Raw genomic sequence first — 25,149 nt, 5'->3', positions numbered from 1 at the left:
GTTCAATGAATTCAATGAATGAAAGTCAAGGAAATTCATCAGCAGGACACCCGTCTATATTCACACACAGGAAAGTGCCCGAACAAACAGAACAATTGACCGCCCATTGCAGACTCAGATATTTGCAAGAAGGTTTGTTGCGTCAGTTTGTAGACCAACCCAACAGTTAGCGACCGAGCCCGCCTAAAGTGGGCCTCCATGCAGCTCGAGACCTCCCAGAAGGAAATCGTCGACATCGCCCAGGACTGCGGCTTCGAAAACCTCGGCCACTTCTACAAGCTCTTCAAAGCCCAGCACCAAACAACCCCACGCCAATACCGCATCAAGAACGGCATCCCGCAGCTTTCCTGATTCTTGACAAATTTAAAGTATGACTTTATATTTGTATATATAATTACCGTATGCTTTCCCGCACTGCCGAAAAACTACTTCCGGAATACGCCGACGAATTCCCGATTGTGGCCGTCACCGGTCCCCGACAATCGGGCAAGACGACGCTTGTCCGGAAAGTCTTCGGGGATAAGCCTTACGTAAATCTGGAGGACTTGGATCAATACCAGTTCGCGCTTGAAGATCCGCGTGGCTTTCTCGGACAATTTCAGGACGGTGCCATCCTGGACGAGGTTCAACGTTGCCCGGACTTATTCAACTATCTGCAAGGACGGGTCGATGCGGATGATCGCAACGGGCTCTACATCCTGACCGGCTCTTCCCAATTTCAACTGAACCGTGAAATTTCTCAGAGCCTCGCGGGCCGTGTCGGCAATCTTTCCTTGCTACCGTTTTCCATCACGGAACTGAAAGCTGCCGATCAGTTCAATACGTCCATCGATCACAATCTCTTTCATGGGTTTTACCCGCGCATCCTGGCCAAGGGCAGCACACCGCGCCGATGGCTCAATGCCTACATCGAAACCTACCTCGAAAGGGACGTCCGCCAGTTGCTGGAGATTAGGAACCGGGACAATTTCCTGCGCTTTGTTTCTCTGTGTGCAGGCAATGTCGGCGCATTGCTCAACCTAAGCCGGATTGCCACCGACTGCTCGATCACCGTCCCCACGGCGACATCATGGCTGAGTGTATTAAAAGCATCCTACATTTGCTTTACCCTCCAACCACATGCATCCAATTTCAGGAAGCGTATTGTCAAAACGCCTAAACTCTATTTCCATGACGTCGGGCTGGCCTGCCGCCTGCTCGGCATCCAGGAAGAAAGCCAAATTAAGACCCACCCTTTGCGAGGCAACCTGTTCGAGAACCTGATCGTGGCGGATGTCCTCAAGACACAATACAATCTGGGCAACGATCCGCAGCTATATTTCTGGAGGGACAACACCGGGCTGGAAATCGACCTGCTGATTGAGCGGGGCAGGCAATTACATCCCGTCGAAATCAAATCCGGCGAGACCTACACCGCCTCCTGGCTAAACAACCTGAACAAATGGAAGACTCTGGCGGGAGATCGGGTGAGCCACCCAACCCTGTGCTATGGTGGCGAGTGGTCCGGCACCCGCTCGGGCATCCGGACGCGCAACTGGCATCAGTTCTGTCAAAAACCAGATCGATAGCGATCCGGATTACTCAAAAACTTCCGGCACACTTGCCAACGGGATGCAAGATTTTGTGCAGATTCAAAGCCTTACTTTAAATTTGCATAGTTCAGCCCCAGACCACCCCACACCAATACCGCAACAAGAACAGCATTCCGCAACTTCCAAGAGATACGACATCGATCTTCATTTGCACCACACACAGGACCAAGCAACGACCGTTGAATTGAGAAAGGCTTAGGTCAGAAGCAAAGGCGCAAAGAAACTGACGAGAACTAGAATGAGGGCACCCCCCAGCCGCGACGAGATTTGCATAAATGGCATCAGCTCCATCCGTTTCGCAGCAGAGAGGACGGCGACGTCGCCGGTGCCTCCCATGTCCGCCATCCCCAAGCCCGAGGTGAGCGCAGACTCGATGAAATAGAAACCGACCTTCATTCCGATATAGCCGGACGCGATCACGATAGATAGCACGGTTGTGGCAACCAGAATGAAGAAGGTCGGAGAGATCGTCTGAAACACTTCATGCAAGTCCGTGTAGGCAATCCCAATTCCCACAAGTAAGGCGGGAGTGAAATTCTTGACGACAAACTGATACCAACCGCTACAGGCGTTTTCGATAGCCTCCGGTATGACATTGGAAACCTTCAAGACGCCAACGAGGATGATCATCAATGCATAGCCATGAATCCAGGGGATGAAGTGATGAATCAGGTAGCCCGAAATGAAAAAGATACAGGAGGCAAATAGGCCGACGCCCAAGGCATCTATCGAATAAGCTTTCTCAGCCGGTTCTGTAATCTCGAAGCCCTTCATTAGAACACCATTTCCCGTAAGCTTCGGAAAGCGCTGGCCCAGCTTGTTCAGCAATCCGGCAATGACTATGGCAAGCACATTGCCGATCGCCAGCGCCGGCACGAATTTCGAGAGGACAGTCTTCGCATCCATGCTGCCGGATATCTTACTGACGATTTCCGACATCGGAACGGCCCCCGCACCCATGCCGCCCCCGATGATGGGGAAACAAACAAAGATCAAGGTTTGCTTGAACCCGTAAACGAGCAGCAGGCCGACCAGTCCGGTAAGGACCATCGCGCAGATCACCCCTCCCACCAAGGGAAACACATAACGCGGCCCAGCCTGCTTGAGCAAACGCCGGTCCATCCCCAAAATGGATCCCGAGATGAGCGATGCGATATAGAAGTTCAAGAAGCCCCCCTGTTTCATGAAGGTCTTAACCGTCCCCGATAAATCCTCGGGCAGGATCTGCAAATAGACAAGGAACGCGGCTCCAAAAATACATAGAAAGGGAGCACCGCCCAAATAGTCTTTAAAAATCGGCGCCCGATCCCCCACGTAGGCAAGTAAGCCGCCGACTGCGATCAAGAACCCAAACGCGCCGATCATCCCATTCGGCATGACGCCTAAACAGCTCGCGGCAATGACTATAGCAAGGGCGATGGAGACGCAGAGATATTGTGTTTTACGGGAAAGTGAAGCAGGCATGAAATTGAAACGTTCGGTCTGACGAGCGAAGCAATCGGGAAATGCGTCATCCAAAGCAGCCCTCATTTGTCCACGTCAGGCCCAAATCAGAGATTTGCAGATCCCATGATTCATTAAACTAGACCAGAAGGAGCCATTGCCGGAAAGATAACCATCCCGGATCACAGAATTCATCCACCAGCTCAAGCGAGCGTGTAATGATGCGCACCGCGTGTTAACAGCAACGAAGGTGCCGTGGTCGATTCAACGATTAGCGCCTTTTTCTTTTCAAAAAAACGGCCGAACAAATACCGGCCAGACCCAAGATCGAAGCGTATGTGCTGGACTCAGGAATGACAGTCAGTCGCATTGCATTCACACCGACATAGGCACCACTAACATTCGCCTCAGTCACTCGAATCAGCAAAGTCGAACCAGTCAAAGTTACATCCGAAATATTCATATAACGGCCATTGTCGTAACCATCACTACTGATATCAAAGGTTTGGCTTTTAGTATCCACTCCATCCCAACCGTCAGCCGTTTCCAGAGAACCCGCATTCGTCAACACATCGAAGCCGAACCAAGTGCTTCCCCCGTCCAAAGAGTATTCATAGGTCCCATCGACGGCCGCCGTCGATGTGCGACACGCATAGATATCCAGACTGATGTTATTGCCGGCAGTCATCCCACCGAAAGTCAGGGTAAATGACTCATTGACACCGCTCGTGTCAGTAAAGAAAAAGTCATTTCCAGCATCAGAGACCACCCAGGAGGGACGACTTGCACCCACACTCAGATTTCCAGCAGTCGAATCGGCAATGACTCCCGATTGACTTAAAGTGATGCTGCTTGCCGCATCTGTGCTGGTAATCAGTGTGCTACCATCAACATCAACTGGAGCTGCATAGACATTCCAACCGGAATCATTATTGCTACCGAAATCACCAGCCGTATTGAAATCGATATTGAATTGAGTTTGGGCAGTTAACAACTGGCCTGCGCAAAGGCCGGTGAGACAGAATAGTGGGATGTATTTCTTCATTTTATTGTGGGTTAATGTTTTTAGTTTGGGTTTCCTGACAATGGACGTGCACGATCTTGTTTAGTGAGTAAGCGGCGACAAGGCACATAGCATGCAGCAAGTTGCATTCGTAAAAACAATCGCATCATTCCGGACTTTCTTCTTGGGTTGTTTTTGCCCGGACTTCACCACCTGCGATTCGCACGACTGAGATTCTTCCTGTTTGCGCATTCTCCCGGAAAAAGACGAGATAGCGCGAATTTTTGTAAACCGGCCAGGCCGTCGAATAAAAGATCCTCAGATCTTGATCCAGACGGGCCGCAAATTGCACGAGCTCCAGTTCCTTGGTCTGGATCACTTCGTGCAGAATTTGAGAATGTGCTTCCAAAACAACGGGCTTTGCCGTTGCACCCACCCGCACATAGATCGGCTTTGCCGTGGTATTGATCAAGAGCCAGCCATCCTCAGTCTGCGCCAAACGGTCCGGCATGAGCGCCATCCGAATGGCCGTTTGACCGGGATCCGATTCAAGCAGAAGGATATAGTCGCCGGAGGCGGGAACACCCACCTGGGCGATCGGCGAATACGCGACACCTTCCGCCGACAGGGCGTGCGGTTGATCATAAAACATCAACTTGGCTCCATTCGAAGAATCGAGCTCGAACCGGTATGAATCGGAAAACCGGTTTAGACGTGGTATGCATTGCTCAAATTCCCCCTGGTCATTCTGAAAATAAAGATCCGTCTGAACCCGTGAAACCGTAACGATACGAAAGCTCCCGCGAATCATTGCTTCCTGAGCCGAAAGCGAAACAGCAAGAAAACAGGTAAATAAAAGCATATACCTGATGTGGAAAAATCGTCTCATAGCATCATGTATCGACATCTGTAATACCTACAAGACAGAGCTCCCCTCAAGCCATCTAAAATCTACGATTTCAAAACGACGCCCAAAGCGTGAGGACGGATTAGCCAGCTCCTCATCCATATCGCCCGTGGAAGAGCTATCCACCACCGGATCCGGCAATCGTTGAACGACGGCCTCACACCACACCTCCGAAACCAGCTTGTCCGTAACCGGATTACGAACTTGCCCGACAGATCGGATTTTAAAAGTATCCGAACGCACCGACATGTAAGGCGCGAGCGCCTGCAAAAGATCACCCTGAAGCATCTCTCCCGGAAAACCACTTCCCTGTGGGGCACTCTTTGGCATCGCGGTATAACTTGAGTCATCCGTTGGCAGGCTTTCATTCGTGCCGACGCGGGTATTGATACTTTGATCCAGTGCCGTCTGCAGCGCACCGGACTTTCTCAACTCGTCAGTCGCGCCAATCGCATCATTGTCCGGATTCCAGCGGTTGACGAATTCCCCGAGACTACGGAAAGGCCCACGTGCCCGCACCTGTTTGACGATCGCCGTCGCCAGCGTTTTAACTTCAGATGTATCGAGTGTGGCGAACCCCTTCCAAAAGTCATTCGCATCGCCCGTATTCGAAATAACCCGCGGATAACGCGCTTCGTCGCTGGTCCATGGGCTTCCACTCAGCATACTGCCGTCCTTATCCAAATGGGCGACAGGCAATCCGGCGGTTGAAGACAGGAACGCTTCCCAGGCTCGAACGGATGTCGAATTCACATTAAAGGCACCATTAGACAGGACAAAACCCGCATTCCGCAAGATCCCCGAATCACCTGCCGCTTCAAGGGTGCCTTGATCGAACACAAAACCATCCGGCTCGTAGGGCACATAGCGGGCGTTGGCCAAAGGAGTGCTTCCATCGAATACTTCGGAAAAATTTGCACTCTGATTGATCGGAAGGGTAGTCAATGTGTAGCCATCCCAGATCACTTCGTTCACCAGATAAGACGCATCGTATAAATTGAAGGAGCCCGGAATTTTCAAAGTCCCGTATGAATCCCAATTACTGAATGTATCGTAGGCATCCGTGTTTTCCCAGTCATCCAGCTTGATGCGTAAGTTCGCATAAGAATTCCCCACCACATAGGATGGCTCGTAACTGAAATAACCTGCTTCAGCGTGTTGAAGTTGCCCGATGGATACGAGCGGTTCACGGGGCACATCAAAGAGCACGACATTATCCCCACTGTATACGTCATGATGACTGCCGCCCCAAAGTCCTTCCATCGGTCCTGCAGCGCTTTTGATATAGGGAAAACTATCTTTAATCGTGGGATTCCCATATTCGGCATCGTAAATTCCCCATAGGCTATCGTTTGTTCCAGTGACACCAGCATTGATCGAGGCCAAATCATTCACCTTCCAGGGAGCACCCGAATAGGTTGCCGGGGTGCGGAGCCCAAGACCGTTCTTGCCGGAGTCGTAGGCATCCATATCCCAACGTGAATTCACAAAGGCAGCCCGTATGTTACCGTCAATCAAAGGACGTATCCCGTTGACGTTTTCCCGGCTTGTTCGCAGCCACATCCCGAAGCGCGCGGCATTATTCGCATTAATGGCAGGGTCCCCGGCATCCAAGGTAATATTCTCAACAACAACACGCTTTCCGGGAACCGGGTTGGCGTTGGATCGGGTGATATTGGAATCGTAGAACGAAGGAAAAATCATCCACTGATATGGCTGGAAAGGGACCGTATCATCGGGACGACGCCCCGTCAGCAGGTAGGGGCGCCCACCATTGTGATTCAAGCGGTTCGACTCCGTGCTGGCATCGAGAAAGTAAGTCTGCATCTCCAGATTGACCTTAGTCCAATCGAAATTCTCATTATAGAGAATGCCATAAACCACACGATTGAATCCTGCGGTGGTCACCTCCGAGAAATCATCCGTCATAATCGTAATGACACGGTTTGCGTCATTTGAACCCTTGCTGACATTCATCGTGAACAAGCGAACCTCCCCCGGCTCCAAGGTATAGTTCCCGACTTCAGAAAAGAATTCGATGTCATCACGCACGGTTGTTTGAATATAGTGGATAAACAACCAGCCATCCGTGTTCGTCGTCAGATATTCACCATTCTGATCCACAAAACGAACGCCGACATTGAAGGGTGGAATGAATGCGATTTGATCCAGCTTCAAGGCGACATTGTAAGGGTTGTAAAAAGCAACCCATGGCCGGATGTAGAGCTTTGCCAGATAAGGAATCGAGGTGCCTTGCCTGAGGTCAGCCCAGACGTCGAAATAGTAATAGGCCAATACCGGTTTCAAGGGGTTGTATTCACTCTGGCCGTCATCGAGATTCACATAGTTATACGGTGAAGCATTGGAACCGTAACGCAGGAACCCGTGTGGCCCATTGCTCAAGGGACCGGAAAAACTACCGCCATAGCCTTCCCGATATGCATCGGCACGAGGTCCGGCTGCAATCGTATCCATGACAGAAACATCAATCTGTCCGTTCGCATCGATCCGGTCTTTCAAACGGTAATAATCACGAAAGATTTTCCAGCTGATATAATCATTCGTCTGCAGGTCGGTGGCACTCGCCAGCTTCGCGGCATCCATCACCATCAGATTCCCATCGTCAAAGACATCGTTGAAGCTTGTGTCGTCTTCAAACGCAGTGGAAAGATCCTTTCTCAAACCGCCCTCACGAGTATCCGAAAGCACCCCCCAACTATTGAAACTATAATTAAACCGGCGCTGCTTCAGCACCCAGTCATCACTGACTGCCGGCTCGACGAGTCCCAGATGAGACAAATCGACGGCCTCCACAACAGACGCGAGCCGGCCATCGTCATCATCAAACGCAGACATCCCATCCAGACGCGTCAGGTCGAAACGTCCCGGTTGCAGCATCGAAGCCGCTTCGCTGGAATCATAGCTGTCTTCGGGCAGGTTCAGCTTTGCCTTAATACCCTCATCCTCGACAAAAAAGCCATACACGCCACCCGAGCTAGGATCGTCGATCTCAACCAATCCTGCCTCGATTGCGCCACCTGCTGTTTCCTGTAGGCTCCCTGAAGTATCGACGGAATCCACTAAGTAGCTGTTCTGCGGATAAACGGTAATGCGCTCGTCCGCACTTGCCGGCAAGGCATCATTCGAGTCCAAGCCGGAAACAAACCAGTGAATGCGCTTACCAGCTTCATCAGGAAAGTCCGCCCCCACACCCTCCGAATCAGCACCGGTCGACAGGGTCGCCCCCGTCCAAAATGCTTTCGAGTCAGAGGCCGGATCCAGTGGATCCGAAGCCAAACCATTATCGGCCTTGATCAAAACTTCGGCACGCCCCGTCACACGTTGGTCCGGACCGGCATACTTCTGCAAGTCCCCCAAGGCCACCATGATCCCCAGACGCGCATTCTGCTGGGACTTCAACAGATCCAAGGAATTGGCGGATGAGCTCACCTCCACACTGACCAAGCTCGTGATGCTCAACAGCAACAGTAAAATAAACGCCATCAAGCTTAGCGATACCACGAGGGCAAAGCCACGAGAACGTGACTTCATGGCGGTGGACTCATACATAGCTCGATCTTCTGGTCGCAATGAAAGATTATTTCAGTTCATCTAACTTGGGGCTGGGGTAGGTCATGACAATGGCCTCGATTCATTTTCATCACTTCAGGAGAATCGCGTTCGTTAACGAGATACTTCCTTTGGGCCCCTGTTCCTTGGAACGCCCCACATCGAACTCCAAAGCTTTGATTGGATAATGAATGAGACCGTCTTTTGCACCCCCGAAATGCTTGGGTGTTTTCCCGGTGAGTTCAACTCGCATCGCTTGCCAATCACCGACCTGGCTATAATGCAGGCGGAACTGGTGCACTTGGTTGGTCGCATCAACCAGACGAACTCCCAAGCGCACGATCGATTCCGATTGCGCCTTGAAGCGTAGTTCGGAGTAACCTTCGGGAATCTTGATGGAAGTGCGGGCACCGACATACGCCCCTCCTTCTTCAAACGAAAAATCAAAGACACCGACCTGGGTTTCATTTTCGTTTTTAAGCGTCATGACACCTTGCCCCCCCGGAGGAAACTCTTTGCCACGATTGATTACCCATTTTTGATCCTGGAAAATGGATAAATCATGATCCCCCATCATCTGCCCTTGAGCCGGCAAACAAGACAGCGCCATTCCGAATGCGATCAGGCCGAGTATGTGTTTCATCTTCATAATACGATACTGATTGGATTTCCTATTTTAAAACGAGTGCAACAGGATAGTCATAAAATGTAATATCAGGGATCATGATCCGCTGCCCCTTGACCTCGAACTCGAGCGCCTTCGACTCACCGGTCATCAAATCATATGCCAGAATCTCATGAACGGGCGCTTCCGTGCGGATTTCAAGGTCGCCCATAATGGGCTTGCGATCACTTCCCGCACGCTCTGCGGACCAATAAGCTATCATCGGTGTGCCTTCTGCATTCTCGAATCCATAGACGCGAATCTGCCCCGTGGTCTGGATCTTACCGCCATCCCAGACGATCGGCTGTGATTCCGAGCGCGTGTAGACAGGAAAGGCTTCAACCGGAATTTGCTTCGGCTCAAAGCCGCTCATGACCGTGCAGAAATTCTTAACCGCATAGTAGGCCGGCTTGGGGTTTAAGTCATAATCCACGAGTCCAAAGTTATCTTCTGCCTCATACGGATCACGACCGTCATTCTTGAAATCGTATATCATGTTCACCTCGACTCCGAGCGCGATCGTCTCAGTCAGACGGCGAAGTATATATTTAGCTTGAGCCGACTCTGTGAATCCAGCGTAGAGACTACCGGCCTTCTTTTCCTGATAAGTGGGCCACCCCCACTCCGTCAGCCAGATCTCCTTCGGGCCGTCGAATTGCCGGGAACGCTCGCCATACATCCGCAGCTGAGAAGCAAAACTACCCTGCTTGTCTGCGGTCAGGATACCGTCTCGAGCTAGAATCGCATCCGAAGCCGGATAAGGCACATACTCCGCTGTCATGCGAAAACTGTAGGGATGCCCCGCAATGCCATCAACGGAGGGATCAATTCCCATTTCGAGCTGCCGAAAAATCACAGGTGCCACACTTCCCAAGCCAATGACTTTCAATTCGGGGTGATCCGCCTTCAAGCGACGAGCCGTGATATTGAGAAATTCAACATACTTACCCACCCATGCTTCGACCTCTTTATTCTTGTCCAACCCATTCCACCCATGACCACCATAGTAGGCAGCAAAACCGAAATTATGCGGTTCATTCAGCACCTCGATCGCATGCACCTTTCCTTTGGCGGCTTCGGCAAACCAAGAGGCCGCCCTCGCGAATGCTTCCGGATCGTAAGCATTCGGCTCATACAAAGGATGCCCCTTGCGCCCGTTATTGAAAATAGCGTCGAGCTTCAAACCCGCTGCCGCGATTTCATCAATGGCCGTCTGGTAGTCTTCCGGCATCGCATACACGCCTTTTTCCTTTTCGATGTGTGGCCAGTAAAAATCCATCCGGACCCAGCTAATGCCAGCCTCACTCACCATTTTCAGGATTTTCTCAGGATTCTCCCAACGACGCAAATGGACACAGACCCCCACACGTGGATGACTGATTGCCTCTTCGGAGACGACCTCGTTTGCAGAGGACTCAACCTGAGCCGGCAAAAGGGCAACCAGTAACAGGAAAATAACAGCTAGAAGGGAGTGTCTTTTTCTTCTTTTCATAATGTAGTTCGAGCTCGTTGAGTCGAAGTGGCCATTCAGGCACAAAGAAATAAATTCAAGTCAAAGCAGATACGAGCCTTCACCGAAGAACATGCCAAGGGTTATTGACTGGATCATGCGTAGCTCAATTGGGGATCATTAAACAGAAGGGGTTAAACAATTACACATGTCATTAGCAGAAGTCATGCAGCGGGCAATTTCCGGTTCATGCAGCAAGATGCATAAATCCAATGCAATCCTCTCTGATATCGATCAGCTCAAGAAGGTCATTCCCGGTTTAGACTCGCATGCTCTTTGCCATGGAGGAAGACACGGCCTACGGCATCGGCAAATGCAGCCAACTGAGCCTCGCTCAAATGCGCATTTCCCACTTGTTCCGGCAAAAGCGTGACATCGACCTCGCCATACATCGTCGCAGTCATGGTGAGCGCAATCAAGTAGGAGCCCAATGGATTCGGATGGCTGCCATCCCCGACATGCAGCTCCCATTCCGGATGCTCTCGACGCAGGATGGCCCAAGCCTCGCCCGCAGGCGCCAGCAGCGAACCGCTTTGCTCCGCCGCTTGGCGATACGTGGAGGCCAAAGCCAACTGCATGCCCTCCCAGTCCGAACTCCCGTAGGTTTTCGACAACTTCGGCTCAGTGTATGCCATCGTCAGATACACCACAGGCTTTGCTCCGCTCAACTGGATCGCTTCGGCAAATGTCTGCACACAGTCGATGGTATCCTGCGGATTCGAAACCGGGTTGTCGCTGCGATCCTGTAAAACCACAAAGTTCCATTCCCCCGTCCGGACCCGTTCCATTGCAGTCTGAGCCTTTAAGTGCTTATTCAACGACCAGCCTCCCGTCGTCACACGCTCCGCCTCGACCGGATGCCCCTGAGCCGTTGCGATGGCTGCGAACATTTGAGGCATCTCATTGTAATAGGTATAACTGTTCCCGATAAACAAGACCCGGTCACTTCCCTGCACCAGCGACAGGGACAAGAACGTCAAGAACAAGAGGACTACCCCCTGCAGCTTACGTCCCGTTCGACCGAACGGCATCAACCGAATGGCACAAATCCTCTTACTAGAGCCTATCCTATTTTGATCATTCATATCTTACTCTCCTGTCCCCATAAAGATTCTACTGCTGCCCATGTATTCAAGCATCACTACACGCCATGACAGGCCGAACAAGACGTCAGCCTTGCAGCAAGCTGCACAATTCGAATTGCCACAGATAAAAGCATAGACTTGAGCGCTAACAGCGCGCGAGTTGCGCGGCATACTTTTGCCGCAGCTGGATGGCTCCTTCCTGCCGATCGGTCGCTTCGAGATGCTGCATGTAATCTTCAAACCCGTCTTTCAACGGCGTCCCGCCCAGGCTGGAGTTTCCAATACGCGCATGAAATGGACCGCCCTCACGAACGACTGTCCAAAGCGGATCCACCATGTCGCCACCGTTCAAAGCCATCCGTTGCATCTGTGCGTCATGCCATCGGGACAAACGCCACTGCCCTTCCCTGCAGATTTCAGGATTCTCGTCGGCAATGTCATTCTCTTCGTGCGGATCCACATCCAGATCGAAGAGCATCTCCTGCGGATAGAGCCGCAAGCCATCGTGATAAGTCTTGGTGTAGAGCCACCGGCCCCAACGCACGGAACGCTGGCAGACGTGCGCACACTGACCAAAGACGACCTCATCCCGTCCGACATCATCGCCTGCCTCAATCGCAGCAGCAAACGAATCACCGTCCCATATCGGCTGTTTCTCGCCGCCAAAGAGCTCCATCAGCGTGGGCGCAAGATCGATGTTGTAGTGGAGCATTTGATTACGCACACCCTGGGCCCCGCCCGGATACTTTATAATCAGAGGGATACGGCAGGTGGCATCATCCGCCGTGGCATGCTCGCCATAAATCCCCAACTCACCTAGGTTTTCCCCATGGTCCGCCGAGATGATGATCATGGTATCATCATAAACACCCGCGTCCTTGAGCGCCGCAATCGTCCGTGCCAGGTGGTCGTCCACATAGCGAACACCCACATCGTAGCCATCGATCATCATGCGCAAGGTCCGGTCATCTGTAATCTGCCCTGGATAGCGCGGGTAGCGCGGATTTCCCCGGCCGTGATACATGCATACTTCCATGGAAGTATGAGGCCCGACGATCTTGTTATGCTTTGGCACAAGCCCTTCCTGCTCCAACCATTCCGGAATCGGCTCTCCCTCGAAGGGATTACCGTATTCATCGGGGACCCGGTAAGGCGCATGCGGATCCCAATAATTTAAATGCAGGAACCAGTTATCTTTGGACGCATTGTCCGCCATCCACTTATCAACGACGGGTTGAACGACCTCGGCCGATTCCATTCCGCCATCCCCGGTATTATGCACCTCATGGAATCCGGCATAGAAATGCCAAGCCGCATGCCGCTGCCCGAATGGACTCACCATCGCAGTATGAAATCCCAGTTTCTGAAACTGACGGGCCAGGCCTTGTTGATTATACAGATCGTCAAAGCTCCGCGTCGCCCCTTCTACCTTGGGCTGAGCTGCGGTGCCACCGTGCCCGACCACACCGGTCTGAATTCCGAAACGTCCCGAATAGAATGCCGTGCGTGACGGCAGACAAGGCGCATCCGTGGTATAGCAACGATCAAAGACAACTCCCTCCCGGGCGATTTGATCGATAACTGGGCTTGTATTGCGATGGTAGCCGTAGCATCCCAAATGGTCCGGGCGCAGACTATCAATATCGATGTAGAGAACTCGCATATGTTTATCGTTGGTTTGGAGTAATTTTAGAAGTAAATCAGCACCATGCGGCTGCTCCGGCTCATGCGTGTGCCGAACTTTTCAATACAAACTCAGCGCTCCGTTCGGAACCATCGGCATCCGTCCATTTCACCTGATAGCGGCCGGGGAAGCCCCGGAACCGGACACTGCCATCATCCAAAGCTGAAAGCTCTAATTTGGTCTTCCACTCATTATGGATCAGATCATTGAGTGCATGGAAGGAAGCCTTTGGCGTCATATCCCGGAAGAAGAGACCTGAATATGAAGGCTCTCCGGGTGCGCCACAGTCATCCACCACATTCCACCAGGAAATCGCCGACATCATCGGCAGGCTGAACCAGAGGCGGTATAAGTTCCGGGCAATAATAGCCTGCACCATCTGTCCATACTCACTGCTATCCGGCGAGGTGATGGTAATTTCACTGAGATGCAAAGGAAGTCCGGCCTCGGAAAGCCTGTTCAGCTCTTCGTAAACCTGGGCGGGGCATTGCTTCCGGCTTTCCCCCATAGCAATTGCCCGACACACTTCAGGGTCAAACAAATGCATTTGGGCGCCAATCGCATCCACCTTACAACCTCTGGACAGGAGCGACTTTACCTGCGCAAGGTAATGCTCATCCATGTTGTAGTCATTGATGTTCAGCAGAAGCGACTCGGGAAAGATACTTTCAGCAAGCTTGAATGCACGGAACGCATAGTCGCCCGGCATCAGACCATACCAACTTTTGCAGAGCCCTGCCCCGGGCACCATTTTTCCTTCACGGAAGTCAGTGGAACTCTCATTAACGATGTCCCAACTCGACAAACGCCCTTTATAACGAAGGCCGATTTCATAGATGCGACGTGCCATCTGCTTATGCAGCTCAAGAGTGAACTCAGGCATCATCCGCTCGAGCTGCTCAATCGAGAGGTCGTCGAACAGCGGAGCCTTGATCGGCATATTGCCATCCACCAGCTCAACCATTCGGCGGAAACGTGCCGGCAATTTCTCACGCATCCAGAGGGGATTATGCCAGATTTCATTGCCCCAAACCAGGGTGTGTCCGTGCAGATGTATCTTCTTCTGCTCGCAAAACTCGACAATCGGATCGGGTGCAGGCCGGCGCCAATGGGGCTGGCGCTTCGGGTCTGTCACCGTATTCCAAAACTCTGCACTATCCTCGAAACGCCCCTCGAAGCGGGGCTCCGCCTCATCCGGCTCCAACGTGCGCCAGTAAAAGGGAATCGTAGCAGAGTTGAAGAAGCTGCCATACAAATCCTTGTATCGCTCGTTGCAGGCATCACTGCCCAATTGGTTGAAATTAAAGATATGGGCCCCGAACCTGAATTCATGGTCGAGCTGCTCCACACTCACCTCAGTGCCACTGGGCACATCTTCCAGGATGAAGGTCGCATCCGCCTTCCGGTTCCGATCAATCGCCTCATCGATCTTCGCCTGCACCTCCGGATTCCAGAGTTCCTGATAAGCTTCACTCACCACGGAGCCCGCCTTGTTGTGTATGATGTTAAGAACATCCTCTGCAGCCAGGGCCACGTTCTCATTCGCAGAATTTTTCATATAAATTGAAGTAATCTTAGGGGTGATGATCCTAGTTTTACTCGACAACCCGGAGGGCTCGACCTATTCATCATGCACCATGATGCATAAGCATAGGATCGAATGCGCCAGATCTCACACTAAGCAGATACCACTTCTACAAAATTGGAGTTCCCTCTAAAGAGTCCGATTCGCCCCGCCCCTCCCAATGTCAGATTCGATCCCAACAACCCGTGAAATCGCCCAGGCCTGCGGATGCAACAGCTCAACCGTATCACGCGCCCTTTCGAACAGCCCGCTGATTTCCGAAGCAACACGAACAAGGATCTTAAAAGTCGCAAAGAAGATGGGCTGGCGACCCAACCCGATCGTGTCCGCGTATGTCGCGCATCGACGCGCGTCTTCCAAGCAACAATATCAGGCAACGCTCGCCTATATTGTAGATAATGAAATTCTGGGAAAGAAAAACGGCATCACTTATCGGGAAATCCATTTCCACGGTGCCCAAGAGCATGCGAAGCAACTGGGCTTCAAACTGGAAGTATTCCGCCTTTCGGAGGTTGAGAACAATACCAAGCGCCTCGGCCAACTCATCAAAAGTCGCGGCATTCCCGGTATCATTATTCCAGATCCCAAAATGCTGAATTTTCTAGCCCAAGCTCAATTCGACTGGAATAGTTTTTCATTCGCAACATCCGGCTATCACTACCACTCGCTACCCCTCAACCGGTCCGTCGTTTACTGGCCCCATGGCATACGCCTGATGGTGGAGCAAATACGTGAGTATGGATATCGGAATATCGCTTTCATTATCAGCGAGGATTTTGATCGCCTCACCGACTTCGTGCTGAGCTCGACCTTTTATCATTACCAAATACATCCTCAAGCAGGTGAGAAATATAATTCATTCATCATCCCTTCGAGCATCAAGGATCCGGAAAAAAGAATCGCCGACTGGCTCATCAAACAACGCCCCGACGCCGTAATTTCCACACACGCCACCTGGAAGGCGATTCATGATCTCGGGTGGAAGGTCCCCGGGGACATTGCCTTTGCCTCACCTCACTGGAGTCCCGAATGGCCTCAAATTGCAGGATTGAATCAGGACTGGCAAACACTTGGAGCGAACGCAGTCGAACTGATCGCCAATCAGATTAACACGAACATTCGGGGCCTGCCGAAAACTCCAAAGGTCTTAGTTAGTAATGGCTTTTGGGTCGATGGAGACTCCACACCAAAGCGGACAGCAATCAGCTCGCCCGAATAGATTCATGACTTCATTGTGCACACAAGCATCTAGACAAATGGGCCTATTTGCAGCAAGCTGCACTCATGTCTGATTCGATCCCCACGATTCGCGAAATTGCCAAAGCCTGCGGATGCAACAACTCGACAGTCTCCCGCGCACTCTCCAACAAACCGAACATATCTCCGGCAACGCGCGAACGGGTCCAAAAGATCGCGAAGGATATGGGTTGGCGCCCCAATCCGATCGTTGCAGCCTATGCCGCCCACCGGCGAGCCAGCGCCAAACCGCAGTTCCAAGCCACACTGGCCTACCTGCTCGACAACGAAACACTCAACCCCGAAGCGGGAAAAAACTTCAAAGACAACCATTTCAGAGGTGCCCGGAACTATGCGACCAAACTCGGCTATAAGGTCGAGACGTTCAAACTCGCCGAGGTTGACTACAACACCCGTAGACTCTGCAGCATGATCCGCAACCGAGGCATCCCCGGAGTGATCATACCCGATATTCGCACACTCAATTTCCTGTCCGAATCCGAATTCGACTGGGAAAGTTTTGCCATGGCCACTTCCGACTATGCGGTGCACTCGATCCGGTTGCACCGCTCCGCCTATTACTGGCCTCAAGGCATGCGCATCATTATCGAAAAGATAAAGCGCTACGGCTACCATAAGACAGCGCTCATCTTGCACGAGAGTTTTGATAAACTGACTGACTATGTGCTGACTTCCGCCTTTTACCATTTCGAGAAGCACCACGATAAAAGACAGAACTTCAAATCCTACATTATTCCTGAAGGATCAAAAGACGTCCTCGGACAGGTAGAATCCTGGCTAGTGAAGAACAAGCCGCAAGTCGTGATAGCAACGGATGAAACTTGGAATGCGATCCAGCATCTCAAGCTAAGAGTTCCTGATGACATTGCCTATGTCTCGCCGCACTGGAGCCCGGACTGGCCTCAGATCGCCGGCCTGAACCAGAACTGGGAAGTCATGGGAGCCAATGCTGTTGAATTAATAGCCAATCAAATCAACTCAAATGAGCGCGGCATCCCAACCACGCCTAAAATGCTGTTCAATGAAGGCTTTTGGGTCGACGGCGCGTCACTCCCCAACCGTAACAGCACAGACTCCGACTAGTCCGCTGACACAAAAGATTCCCCCAGCGCGGACGGTTCCCACCGGAACTGCGCCTGCAAGGGAAGCTCTTCCGAAGAAAACCCAAACAGAACATGATAATCACCAATATCGGTGATCCATTGCCCGAGTTCCTGAGAAAAATAAGAAAGGTCCTCTTCGGTCAGCGAAAACAAAACCGTCCGAGACTCCCCGGGTTGCAGTTCCAGCTTTTCAAATCCACGTAGTTTTATTCCGGATACAATAGAACGACCGCTGTTTTTTTCGAGATAGAGTTGAATCACTGCCTGACCGACAACCGAGCCGACATTCGTCACATCGACTTCAAAAGAAACATCTTCCCGCCCTTCTGTGCAGCACAAATCCGAAAGTTCGAATTCAGTATACGACAATCCGTATCCGAAACAGAACAAGGGACGTTTATTCATCGCACTGTAGTAGCGATATCCCACCAGCATGCCTTCGTCATAGCGGCTACAATCTGCGGCATAACTGCCCAGTCCATTATGGGGCGGCAGCTCATTCAAACAATTCGGAAAGGTAAAGGGCAAACGGCCACTGGGATTGACCGATCCGAACAAGGTCTCGGCAATCGCATTCCCGCCCTCCAACCCGGAAAAGGAAGTCCAGACCAGCGATTGAACCTGATCCAGCCAAGGCATCTCGACAGCGGAACCTGTAATTAAGCAGATGACAGCATCCGGCCGAACCTCCAGAAGCGCTGCAATCAATGCATCCTGACCATCCGGCAACTTAAGATCCTTGCGATCACGCCCCTCGATATCATGCATATGGTTCAAGCCCCCAAAGAAAACAACGGCATCCGCCGACCGCGCGATCCGGATCGCTTCGTCCTTTGGCGAGAAGGATCCCTTCCCGTTCGAAAATTTATCCTGAGGCAGTTGCCACCCAAAACGGACATAAGTCGCATTATCACTTCGTTGGTGACGCACTTGAATCTGAACGATTTGGCCGGCTGCTAAAACCCGCTCTATCCGCTCTACAAAACGGCAGGCGTCACTCTCCGTTCGACACACCAGTTGACCATCCAACCACAACTCGACGATGCCATCCGTCTCGAAGCCAAAGCGGTATTCACCGACATCCGGAACAGTCAGCTCCGTCTCCCAGGTGACCGAAAAGTTCTGCTCCGAAAAGCCAGCCGGCGGGGTGTCGTATAATTTCTCATACGATGCGTTCTCCGCATACTGGAAAAGCGGCTCCCCCTCAAATGAACGTCCATGCTGGTAATAAGCTTTCCATCCTTTCACCCCTGAACCCGGATCCGCGGTAAAGAGGTGCTGAGTCGGAATTGCCTCAAGACCATGACTATTATCCGGATAGCCTTGGGCATAGATAATTTCTACGTCCTCGCCCAGATACCGCCGGAGCCCTTCCAGCGGCGACACTTCATAGAGTGATTTCACGCCCGAGCTATTTCCTCCGGCTGCGTGCAAAATCTCCGCATTTTCACCAATGACCGCCAGCTTCCTGATCTTATTGGAATCCAAAGGCAGAATACCCGCTTCGTTCTTCAATAAAACGATCGCCTCCCTCGCGACCTCCAATGCGGTTTGTTGATGTTCACGGGTATTACGGGCACCATGACTACGCTCCGGATCAAACACACCACATCGATACATGACCCTCAGAACGCGGCGCACCTTGTCATCCAATCCGTCGACATCATACTGACCGGATCGTAAACCTTCGAGATAGGGTTGCGCCAAATAGAACTCCTCGAAAGGACGGCTCGTCCCCATCTCGATATCCAGCCCGCAAATCACCGCTTCATCCGTGGAGTGCACGCCCGCCCAGTCGCTGATATAAGCCCCATCAAACCCCCACTCCTCCTTTAGGATCCGGTTCACCAAATAGTCATTGTGACAGCAATGCTGCCCCCGGAATTTATTGTAGGCCCCCATCACAGTATAGACCCCGCCACGAAGCACTGCCGCCCGGAATGCAGGCAAATACATCTCACGCAAGGTGGCTTCATCGACAACCACATCCGTTTCACCGCGATTCCACTCCTGATTGTTTGCGGCAAAGTGCTTCACACAGGCAGCGACGTCCTGTTCTTGAATCGAACGAATCGCTGGCACGACCAACTCTGAAGTCAGATACGGGTCTTCGCTGTAGTATTCGAAATTTCGCCCACAGAGCGGCGTCCGGATCAGGTTAACTCCCGGTCCGAGGATAACATCTTTCCCCCGATGCCGGGCTTCGGCTCCCAGCACGGCTCCACAACGTGCCATTGCATCCCGATTCCAAGTCGACGCCTGCGCCGAACCACAAGGCAGGTAAGTCGAGTAATCGTCGTCACAGCCCGCAGGCTCCCAGCTCGTCTTGCTGATTTCGTGCCGCACGCCATGCGGCCCGTCCGACATTTCGAAAGCCGGTATTCCCAAGCGAGGCACCCCAGCGATTCCAAACTTGGAACCCGCATGGCACAGGGAAACTTTCTCCTCCAAGGTCAATTTGCCAAGAGTCGCTTCAACAAATTCAGCTACGTCGCTGTGTCGATCAGTCATGTCGAGTGATAATAATTCCAGGTCCAATCAAGTGAGTTTTGTCTTCGAGGCATGGTTAGGCAGGAGTGCACACCATCATCCCTAAGAAAAACCATCAGCCGCAATGCAGACACCGCGCAGCAAGCTGCATAAAAGCTTGCCGACCTGCACCCCACACACAGGACGAAACATGGAAATGTCAGAGTATTTTCTTGGCCCGGACCCGACTATAGGCGCCACAGGGGGATGCTTCATTAAAGAAAACAGTCGCATTATCTGGAGCAAAGGTCGGATGCGGGTGCGCCGTTTGTTGGGCGCTTCGTGCACTCCGTGCCAGCAAGCGCTCGCTGCCGTCCTGCAGATCGATCAGCAACACATCGGAGACGTTGCCTGCATTCTCCCATCCGGTTCCGGGTGCATCATAAGGCCCGGTCGTATCCACGACCGCCCAGCGCCCGTCACGCGAAACATTGCAGTGCCAGTAACGATCCGACTGCCGAACCAGCTCCACCCTAGCCCGGCCACTCGCATCGAGTGAAAGCTTGTAGAGACCACAGGGACCAACCGGACTGATGCCACGACCGTAGGCAACCACGTAAGCAGCCGTTTCACTTAAGGCCCAACGCTCATGCCCCAGATAAATACTTTCACCGCTGTCTCCGATCCGCTGGTCAAAGAGCAAAACTCCATCTGGTGCCAAAGTTTCATGCCAGCCCCAAACCCGGTCATGAACCTTTTCAGCCGGCCCTTCATGGCAAAAGCCGATCCAATTCTCATCATGGTGGCAGAAGTGAGCATGCGTAATCCACCAAGGCTTTTCGAAGAGGCAATGCCCGGTCCCGCCAGCAACATCGATTCGCAGAACTTTAGACTTCCCGGGCAATGTGATACAGACGACGACTTGAGTTCCATCCTTGCTGAGACTCGGAATGGGGTGCAACCCCTTCTCGTTGAAATCCCAAGCGTCAATCTCGGATGTATCAAATGTATAGATACAGCGAGTCTCTTCCTTTCCCGACATATCCAGAATCCAAAGTTCCTGCCCAACCACAACAGCCATACGCTCCGACTCCAATGCCACATCAAATGCAAGCCACCCGATGACCGGTTTCTCAAAACGAGCGAGAAACCGCTCTTCGCCCGAACGGTAGTCGATCTTCCAGAGTGAAATCGAATTTTCCTCAAGCTGCCCGACAACCAATGCCCCGTCCCCGGTGAAGCCGTTACAGTGAGGATAGGTTAAGTATCGGTTCTGGTTAAATTCGCTGAGAAGCAATCCCGGCAACCCAACCGCGGCAACCTTAGTAGTCATACCCGCGAAGCTTCCCGCCCGTGGTTTGCATATATCGCTTATAGATCCCGTCTATGGCGGTGACATTTCCCCCAAGATAACTGGGATCGGAAACTCTCCGAACGCTTCCATCGACAAACAGGACACTAGCAAGCCCATCCCAGTAACCACCCCGCATGCCGGTTGATAGATTCGCCGCGACCATCGCATCGGAAGGATTCACGACTGTGTTGATCTTGATCGCATCCACAGTGTCCCGCCATCCATCGTTGAAGTTCGTCAGTCGCCAGGAATAAATGTAGCGCCCCTGGTCCCCGGAGGATAGCCCGGCTTGCTGGGATTCGCTCATGATGGGACATATCCAAGTCGGATCGTCATAATCCAGATAAGGGTCCATCAACTCATGAGAGACAAAGAGGCTCTTGTTCGGTTCGGATTTGTTCGGTAGCGAATTATCATGATCCACCGCATAGCTCAGAATAGTCATCCCCACTTGGCGCAAATTGGAGACACATTGACTGGCTCTCGCCGATTCCCTGACTTTCGAAATCGCGGGAATCAGGATGGCCGATAGGATTGCGATGACAGCAAGAACCGCCAGCAACTCGATCAGAGTAAAACCATCATTGTTGAGTCGACGGGTCATCAGGACTACTTCAGGAGTTTCAAGTCAGCAATGGAAAGGCCGGAAGGCATCTCAATTTGACGGTTATTCACGAGGATTTGCAGACTTTTCACCGGGTAATGAAGAACAGCATCATTTGCGCCGGAAAAGTGTTGCGGCGCGCGTGCCCCCAGCTTGACACGGAGTGTCTGCCATTTCCCCGCATCCGCATAAGCCAACTGCCACTGATGGACCTGCCCGGTGCTGTCCTTCAGGCGCAAGCCCAGAGTCAACGCCTGCTCTGCTTTCGCCCGGATCCGAAGTTCGGAATAGCCATCCGGCAGATCGACCCGGGTTTCGGCACCGACATACTTGCCGCCCAGACTGAAGTCATAATTTAAAACGCCTTCGGGCATACCGTTTTCGGCCTCCTTCAGCTCGAAATTCCCCTTGCCCCCCGGAGGGAACTCGGCCCCATTAATAAAAACCCATCGTGTGCCCGGCTCAAAAACCAGCAGAGACCGATCCTGAGCCTGCGCGTTCGAACAGGCGAGTGTGGCAAGCAAGACAAGTGGAGTTATAAGACGAGGTATGATTTTCATTTGGATTTTTGATTTAGAATTAAGAGCTTCGGGTAATCGGGAATACTAAGGTTGGAGATCAACAGGCGATCGCCTGTCCGTTCAAATGAGAGCGGTTCCTGCTCCCCCGACAGGCTGTCCTCCAGCAGGATCGTATCGATCTCCGGGGCCCCTTCGATTTCAACATCACCGATCATCGGGTTGAGGTCTCCCGCGGCCCGTTCGGTCGACCAAAACGCCACAACCGTATTTCCATCCGGAGTCGCGAATCGATATTTGGCAATCTTCGCCAAGGCTGCCATTTTAGCGTCATCCCAAACAATCGGATATCGATCTGGCCGGTTCTCAACAGGGAATACCGTCACCACCGGTTCATCCGCATCCTGGGGAACAAAATCCTTGGTTCGCGCCATGAAGCGCTTCACGGCCAGGAGGACCGGCTTCGGTTTGAGATCGGTGTGCACCAAGCCGAAGTTTTCCTCGGCGTTGAACCGGTCCCCGCCGTAGTCATTCCGAAAATCGTAAATGAACGAGGCCGTTACCCCTAGGCCGGACGCTTCATAAAGCCTTCGAAGCGTATACTTGGCCTGTGTCATTTCCGTGAGCGGAGCATACAAAAACTTCCCCGTCTGCGCCTCCTGATAGGTCGACCAGCCCCATTCGGTCAGCCAAAGTTCTTCGGGACCCTCATGTTCTTTGCTGGTTTTACGGTAGTTATTCACCATCGAAGCAAAACTGCCTTGCTTATCCGTGACCACGATTCCGTCTCTCTTTAGAATCGACGGGCTCCCATTGAATGGAATCACTTCAGGCGTGAAACGATGACTATATGGATGATCGGTAATGCCATCCACTTCAGGCGCAACGCCGATCATGAGCTGCCTGAAATTGACCGGAGTGGCGCTGCCAAGTCCAATGACCTTAACATCGGGGTTCGCTTCTTTGATCGCTTTGGCGGCCTTATTCAAGAGAACCACGTAGTTTCCCACCCATGGATCCGTCTCTCCGTTCTGAGGATCGTATCCATTCCAATGCCCGCCATAATGCTTGGTAAAACCACCGGTATTGGCGGGCTCATTGAGTATTTCAATCGCCTGCACTTTCCCTTTAGTTAATTTGGCAAACTCGGCCGCAGCCCGTGCGAACGCGTCCGGGTTGAAATCATCCGGAGCATAAAGCTTATTGGAGCCATTGAAGAGCGCTACGACATTAAGTCCCGCAGCATGGGCGGCATCGATCCATTTGACATACCCCTCCGGCAACTCATAGACGCCCTTTTCCTTTTCGATTGCCCGCCAGTAAAAGTCATCCCGGATCCATTGAAAGCCGGACTCCGCAATCAGCCCCAGGATCCGATCGTCATTCCAATGACGCAGGTGTGTGTTCACACCAACAATCATCGGCTGCTTTACATCAGCGCGAACAAGCTGAATAAACAAGGATAAGAATACTGCAGAGATAAGTGGAGTTATAATACGAGGTATGAGTTTCATTGGGATTTCTGTTTTAGCAATAAACGTGCATTCAAACTAAAGCAGCCCGAGCTTGAGTCAGCGCCAAACACCCGAAAACAATACAAAGTGTTACGCTACAGTGCTAGAAGCCCTATTTCATCAGCATCAGGAGCCATGCCGCGCAGGAAAAACGCGGCCGATTGGCACATAATACACCCCCAGATCGGTTGAAATGAAGTGTATCACAACACTTTGTATCAGGATCAGGCAATCCAACTTGAGAAGCGAAACTCGGAGTGGTAGGCACGAGTCCTATGAAAAAAATTCTACTTAATCTCGCATACCTTACCCTTGGATCTCTTGCCACGACACTGGCGCCAACAGCCACTGGCGCGACTATCGACGCGAATTTCAGCGATGGAAATTCAACCACCTTGGTAGATGCATATACCGGTATCGCAGGGGATGGCTGGTTAAGCTCTTGGTCATTCGGAACCAACGCGCCTGCCGACACCTCGTTTACAAACAGTGTCATCAACACGTCTCAACTGAACAGTGGAGGGAATTACCTGAGCTATGACATGAGCTACACCGGCGGCAGCACCTCACAAGGCATGGTCGTACGTCATTTTGATTCCGCCACAGTGAGCACAGTGGAACCCATTCGCTATACCTTTGATTACCGCATCGATACCGCGCTGACCAACACCACTCAACGATACAGTATTTATAACCGTATTGACGGGACTGCAACCGGGACTGACTCCAGTCTCACTTGGGCGATACAGGCCGTTTACGACGGTAGCTCAGGCATGACATGGTATCTCTGGGACGGCAACGGCGCCGGGGGCGTGAATAGCATCTTCGACACTGGCTTTTCCGCCGTTGAGGGAACGACATATAGCATGACAGTCGACGTGGACCCCGCAAGTAAGTCATGGGCAGTCAGTATTACTGACGGAACAAACACCTACACAAGTGATAGCATCGGATTCAGAGCCAACACAACTACAGATGGTAGCTATCTGCACTTCGGAACCTTAACGACCGCGAACACTAGCTTGGGATATTCTTTGGATAACCTTCAAATCTCTGCAATTCCCGAGCCCGCTCTTAGCACAGCTCTCCTCGGCGCTGTCGCGATGTTGATGATCGTCCGCAAGCGCCGACGCGACGCATAAAGGCCAGGCCAATCATGGCACCCGCCGGGAAGGGTATCCGGAAACAGCGCGCTCACACATAGCATACGAAACAATGTGTTGCGGTCCGCTCGGATGCCCTCTGTTATGAGCGCGTGCCCCACACCCAAAACTTAAGGCAAATCTT

The 25,149-nt window shown here is 52.1% G+C and carries 18 protein-coding genes and 1 pseudogene; 5 read left to right on the top strand and 14 right to left on the bottom strand.

Annotated features, from left to right (window positions below):
- Positions 1–183: 183 nt before the first annotated feature.
- A pseudogene (locus O2597_RS10300) lies at positions 184–351 on the top strand (helix-turn-helix domain-containing protein); the annotation flags it as partial.
- Positions 352–401: 50 nt separating this feature from the next.
- On the top strand, positions 402–1,568 hold the full coding sequence (locus O2597_RS10295) for an ATP-binding protein (protein ID WP_269524548.1): 1,167 nt from the start codon (positions 402–404) through the stop codon (positions 1,566–1,568).
- Positions 1,569–1,787: 219 nt separating this feature from the next.
- Here the strand turns inward: O2597_RS10295 and O2597_RS10290 are convergent, their stop codons facing one another.
- The 9 genes from O2597_RS10290 to O2597_RS10250 form a co-directional block, all read right to left on the bottom strand.
- Complete coding sequence (locus tag O2597_RS10290) at positions 1,788–3,056, bottom strand: 2-hydroxycarboxylate transporter family protein (protein WP_269524547.1); 1,269 nt, start codon at positions 3,054–3,056, stop codon at positions 1,788–1,790.
- A gap of 250 nt (positions 3,057–3,306) precedes the next feature.
- Positions 3,307–4,080 carry a hypothetical protein gene (locus tag O2597_RS10285; RefSeq protein ID WP_269524546.1) on the bottom strand — a complete coding sequence of 258 codons (774 nt, stop codon included), beginning with the start codon at positions 4,078–4,080 and terminating at the stop codon, positions 3,307–3,309.
- A gap of 124 nt (positions 4,081–4,204) precedes the next feature.
- Positions 4,205–4,690 carry a hypothetical protein gene (locus O2597_RS10280; RefSeq protein WP_269524545.1) on the bottom strand — a complete coding sequence of 162 codons (486 nt, stop codon included), beginning with the start codon at positions 4,688–4,690 and terminating at the stop codon, positions 4,205–4,207.
- Between the two features lie 264 nt (positions 4,691–4,954).
- Entirely contained in the window at positions 4,955–8,497 is a 3,543-nt protein-coding gene (locus O2597_RS10275; RefSeq protein ID WP_269524544.1) for a hypothetical protein, read from the bottom strand.
- A 109-nt stretch (positions 8,498–8,606) separates the two neighbouring features.
- Entirely contained in the window at positions 8,607–9,158 is a 552-nt protein-coding gene (locus O2597_RS10270) for a hypothetical protein (protein ID WP_269524543.1), read from the bottom strand.
- A 28-nt stretch (positions 9,159–9,186) separates the two neighbouring features.
- Positions 9,187–10,671, bottom strand: a complete 1,485-nt coding sequence (locus O2597_RS10265; RefSeq protein WP_269524542.1) for a glycoside hydrolase 5 family protein — start codon at positions 10,669–10,671, stop codon at positions 9,187–9,189.
- Positions 10,672–10,937: 266 nt separating this feature from the next.
- Complete coding sequence (locus O2597_RS10260) at positions 10,938–11,588, bottom strand: SGNH/GDSL hydrolase family protein (RefSeq protein WP_269524541.1); 651 nt, start codon at positions 11,586–11,588, stop codon at positions 10,938–10,940.
- 331 nt (positions 11,589–11,919) lie between these two features.
- A complete protein-coding gene (locus tag O2597_RS10255; RefSeq protein ID WP_269524540.1) occupies positions 11,920–13,437 on the bottom strand; it encodes a sulfatase family protein in 1,518 nt (505 codons plus the stop codon).
- 61 nt (positions 13,438–13,498) lie between these two features.
- Entirely contained in the window at positions 13,499–15,016 is a 1,518-nt protein-coding gene (locus tag O2597_RS10250; RefSeq protein WP_269524538.1) for an endo-1,4-beta-xylanase, read from the bottom strand.
- A gap of 187 nt (positions 15,017–15,203) precedes the next feature.
- Here O2597_RS10250 and O2597_RS10245 point away from each other — a divergent pair, with 187 nt between their 5' ends.
- Together O2597_RS10245 and O2597_RS10240 are read left to right on the top strand one after the other, a co-directional pair.
- Positions 15,204–16,262, top strand: a complete 1,059-nt coding sequence (locus O2597_RS10245) for a LacI family DNA-binding transcriptional regulator (RefSeq protein ID WP_269524536.1) — start codon at positions 15,204–15,206, stop codon at positions 16,260–16,262.
- Between the two features lie 65 nt (positions 16,263–16,327).
- Positions 16,328–17,383: a LacI family DNA-binding transcriptional regulator gene (locus O2597_RS10240; protein ID WP_269524534.1), complete on the top strand. Its 1,056-nt coding sequence runs from the start codon at positions 16,328–16,330 to the stop codon at positions 17,381–17,383.
- Here O2597_RS10240 and O2597_RS10235 read toward each other — a convergent pair.
- The 5 genes from O2597_RS10235 to O2597_RS10215 all read right to left on the bottom strand — a co-directional run bounded on the left by O2597_RS10235 (position 17,380) and on the right by O2597_RS10215 (position 23,757).
- Positions 17,380–19,914 carry a beta-glucosidase H gene (locus tag O2597_RS10235; protein WP_269524532.1) on the bottom strand — a complete coding sequence of 845 codons (2,535 nt, stop codon included), beginning with the start codon at positions 19,912–19,914 and terminating at the stop codon, positions 17,380–17,382. The genes O2597_RS10240 and O2597_RS10235 overlap by 4 nt on opposite strands.
- Positions 19,915–20,092: 178 nt before the next feature.
- Entirely contained in the window at positions 20,093–21,205 is a 1,113-nt protein-coding gene (locus O2597_RS10230) for an oligogalacturonate lyase family protein (protein WP_269524531.1), read from the bottom strand.
- Positions 21,195–21,830, bottom strand: a complete 636-nt coding sequence (locus tag O2597_RS10225) for a type II secretion system protein (RefSeq protein WP_269524530.1) — start codon at positions 21,828–21,830, stop codon at positions 21,195–21,197. Before O2597_RS10225 ends, O2597_RS10230 begins: the two co-directional genes overlap by 11 nt.
- Positions 21,831–21,835: 5 nt before the next feature.
- Entirely contained in the window at positions 21,836–22,390 is a 555-nt protein-coding gene (locus O2597_RS10220; RefSeq protein WP_269524528.1) for a hypothetical protein, read from the bottom strand.
- Positions 22,387–23,757: a hypothetical protein gene (locus tag O2597_RS10215; RefSeq protein WP_269524526.1), complete on the bottom strand. Its 1,371-nt coding sequence runs from the start codon at positions 23,755–23,757 to the stop codon at positions 22,387–22,389. Before O2597_RS10215 ends, O2597_RS10220 begins: the two co-directional genes overlap by 4 nt.
- 380 nt (positions 23,758–24,137) lie before the next feature.
- Between O2597_RS10215 and O2597_RS10210 the strand changes: the two genes are divergently transcribed.
- On the top strand, positions 24,138–25,004 hold the full coding sequence (locus O2597_RS10210) for a hypothetical protein (RefSeq protein WP_269524524.1): 867 nt from the start codon (positions 24,138–24,140) through the stop codon (positions 25,002–25,004).
- The last annotated feature ends 145 nt before the right edge of the window (positions 25,005–25,149 follow it).

This window comes from Coraliomargarita parva, assembly GCF_027257905.1.
Lineage (GTDB): Bacteria > Verrucomicrobiota > Verrucomicrobiia > Opitutales > Coraliomargaritaceae > Coraliomargarita_A > Coraliomargarita_A parva.
Note: the sequence above shows the minus strand (reverse complement) of the source record. Positions and strands in the feature narration are given on the sequence as shown.

Coding starts and splice junctions, on each gene's coding strand:
- O2597_RS10295 (WP_269524548.1), top strand. CDS start 402: ATGCTTTCCCGCACTGCCGAAAAACTACTTCCGGAATACGCCGACGAA.
- O2597_RS10290 (WP_269524547.1), bottom strand. CDS start 3,056: ATGCCTGCTTCACTTTCCCGTAAAACACAATATCTCTGCGTCTCCATC.
- O2597_RS10285 (WP_269524546.1), bottom strand. CDS start 4,080: ATGAAGAAATACATCCCACTATTCTGTCTCACCGGCCTTTGCGCAGGC.
- O2597_RS10280 (WP_269524545.1), bottom strand. CDS start 4,690: ATGTTTTATGATCAACCGCACGCCCTGTCGGCGGAAGGTGTCGCGTAT.
- O2597_RS10275 (WP_269524544.1), bottom strand. CDS start 8,497: ATGAAGTCACGTTCTCGTGGCTTTGCCCTCGTGGTATCGCTAAGCTTG.
- O2597_RS10270 (WP_269524543.1), bottom strand. CDS start 9,158: ATGAAACACATACTCGGCCTGATCGCATTCGGAATGGCGCTGTCTTGT.
- O2597_RS10265 (WP_269524542.1), bottom strand. CDS start 10,671: ATGAAAAGAAGAAAAAGACACTCCCTTCTAGCTGTTATTTTCCTGTTA.
- O2597_RS10260 (WP_269524541.1), bottom strand. CDS start 11,588: ATGCCTCAAATGTTCGCAGCCATCGCAACGGCTCAGGGGCATCCGGTC.
- O2597_RS10255 (WP_269524540.1), bottom strand. CDS start 13,437: ATGCGAGTTCTCTACATCGATATTGATAGTCTGCGCCCGGACCATTTG.
- O2597_RS10250 (WP_269524538.1), bottom strand. CDS start 15,016: ATGAAAAATTCTGCGAATGAGAACGTGGCCCTGGCTGCAGAGGATGTT.
- O2597_RS10245 (WP_269524536.1), top strand. CDS start 15,204: ATGTCAGATTCGATCCCAACAACCCGTGAAATCGCCCAGGCCTGCGGA.
- O2597_RS10240 (WP_269524534.1), top strand. CDS start 16,328: ATGTCTGATTCGATCCCCACGATTCGCGAAATTGCCAAAGCCTGCGGA.
- O2597_RS10235 (WP_269524532.1), bottom strand. CDS start 19,914: ATGACTGATCGACACAGCGACGTAGCTGAATTTGTTGAAGCGACTCTT.
- O2597_RS10230 (WP_269524531.1), bottom strand. CDS start 21,205: ATGACTACTAAGGTTGCCGCGGTTGGGTTGCCGGGATTGCTTCTCAGC.
- O2597_RS10225 (WP_269524530.1), bottom strand. CDS start 21,830: ATGACCCGTCGACTCAACAATGATGGTTTTACTCTGATCGAGTTGCTG.
- O2597_RS10220 (WP_269524528.1), bottom strand. CDS start 22,390: ATGAAAATCATACCTCGTCTTATAACTCCACTTGTCTTGCTTGCCACA.
- O2597_RS10210 (WP_269524524.1), top strand. CDS start 24,138: ATGAAAAAAATTCTACTTAATCTCGCATACCTTACCCTTGGATCTCTT.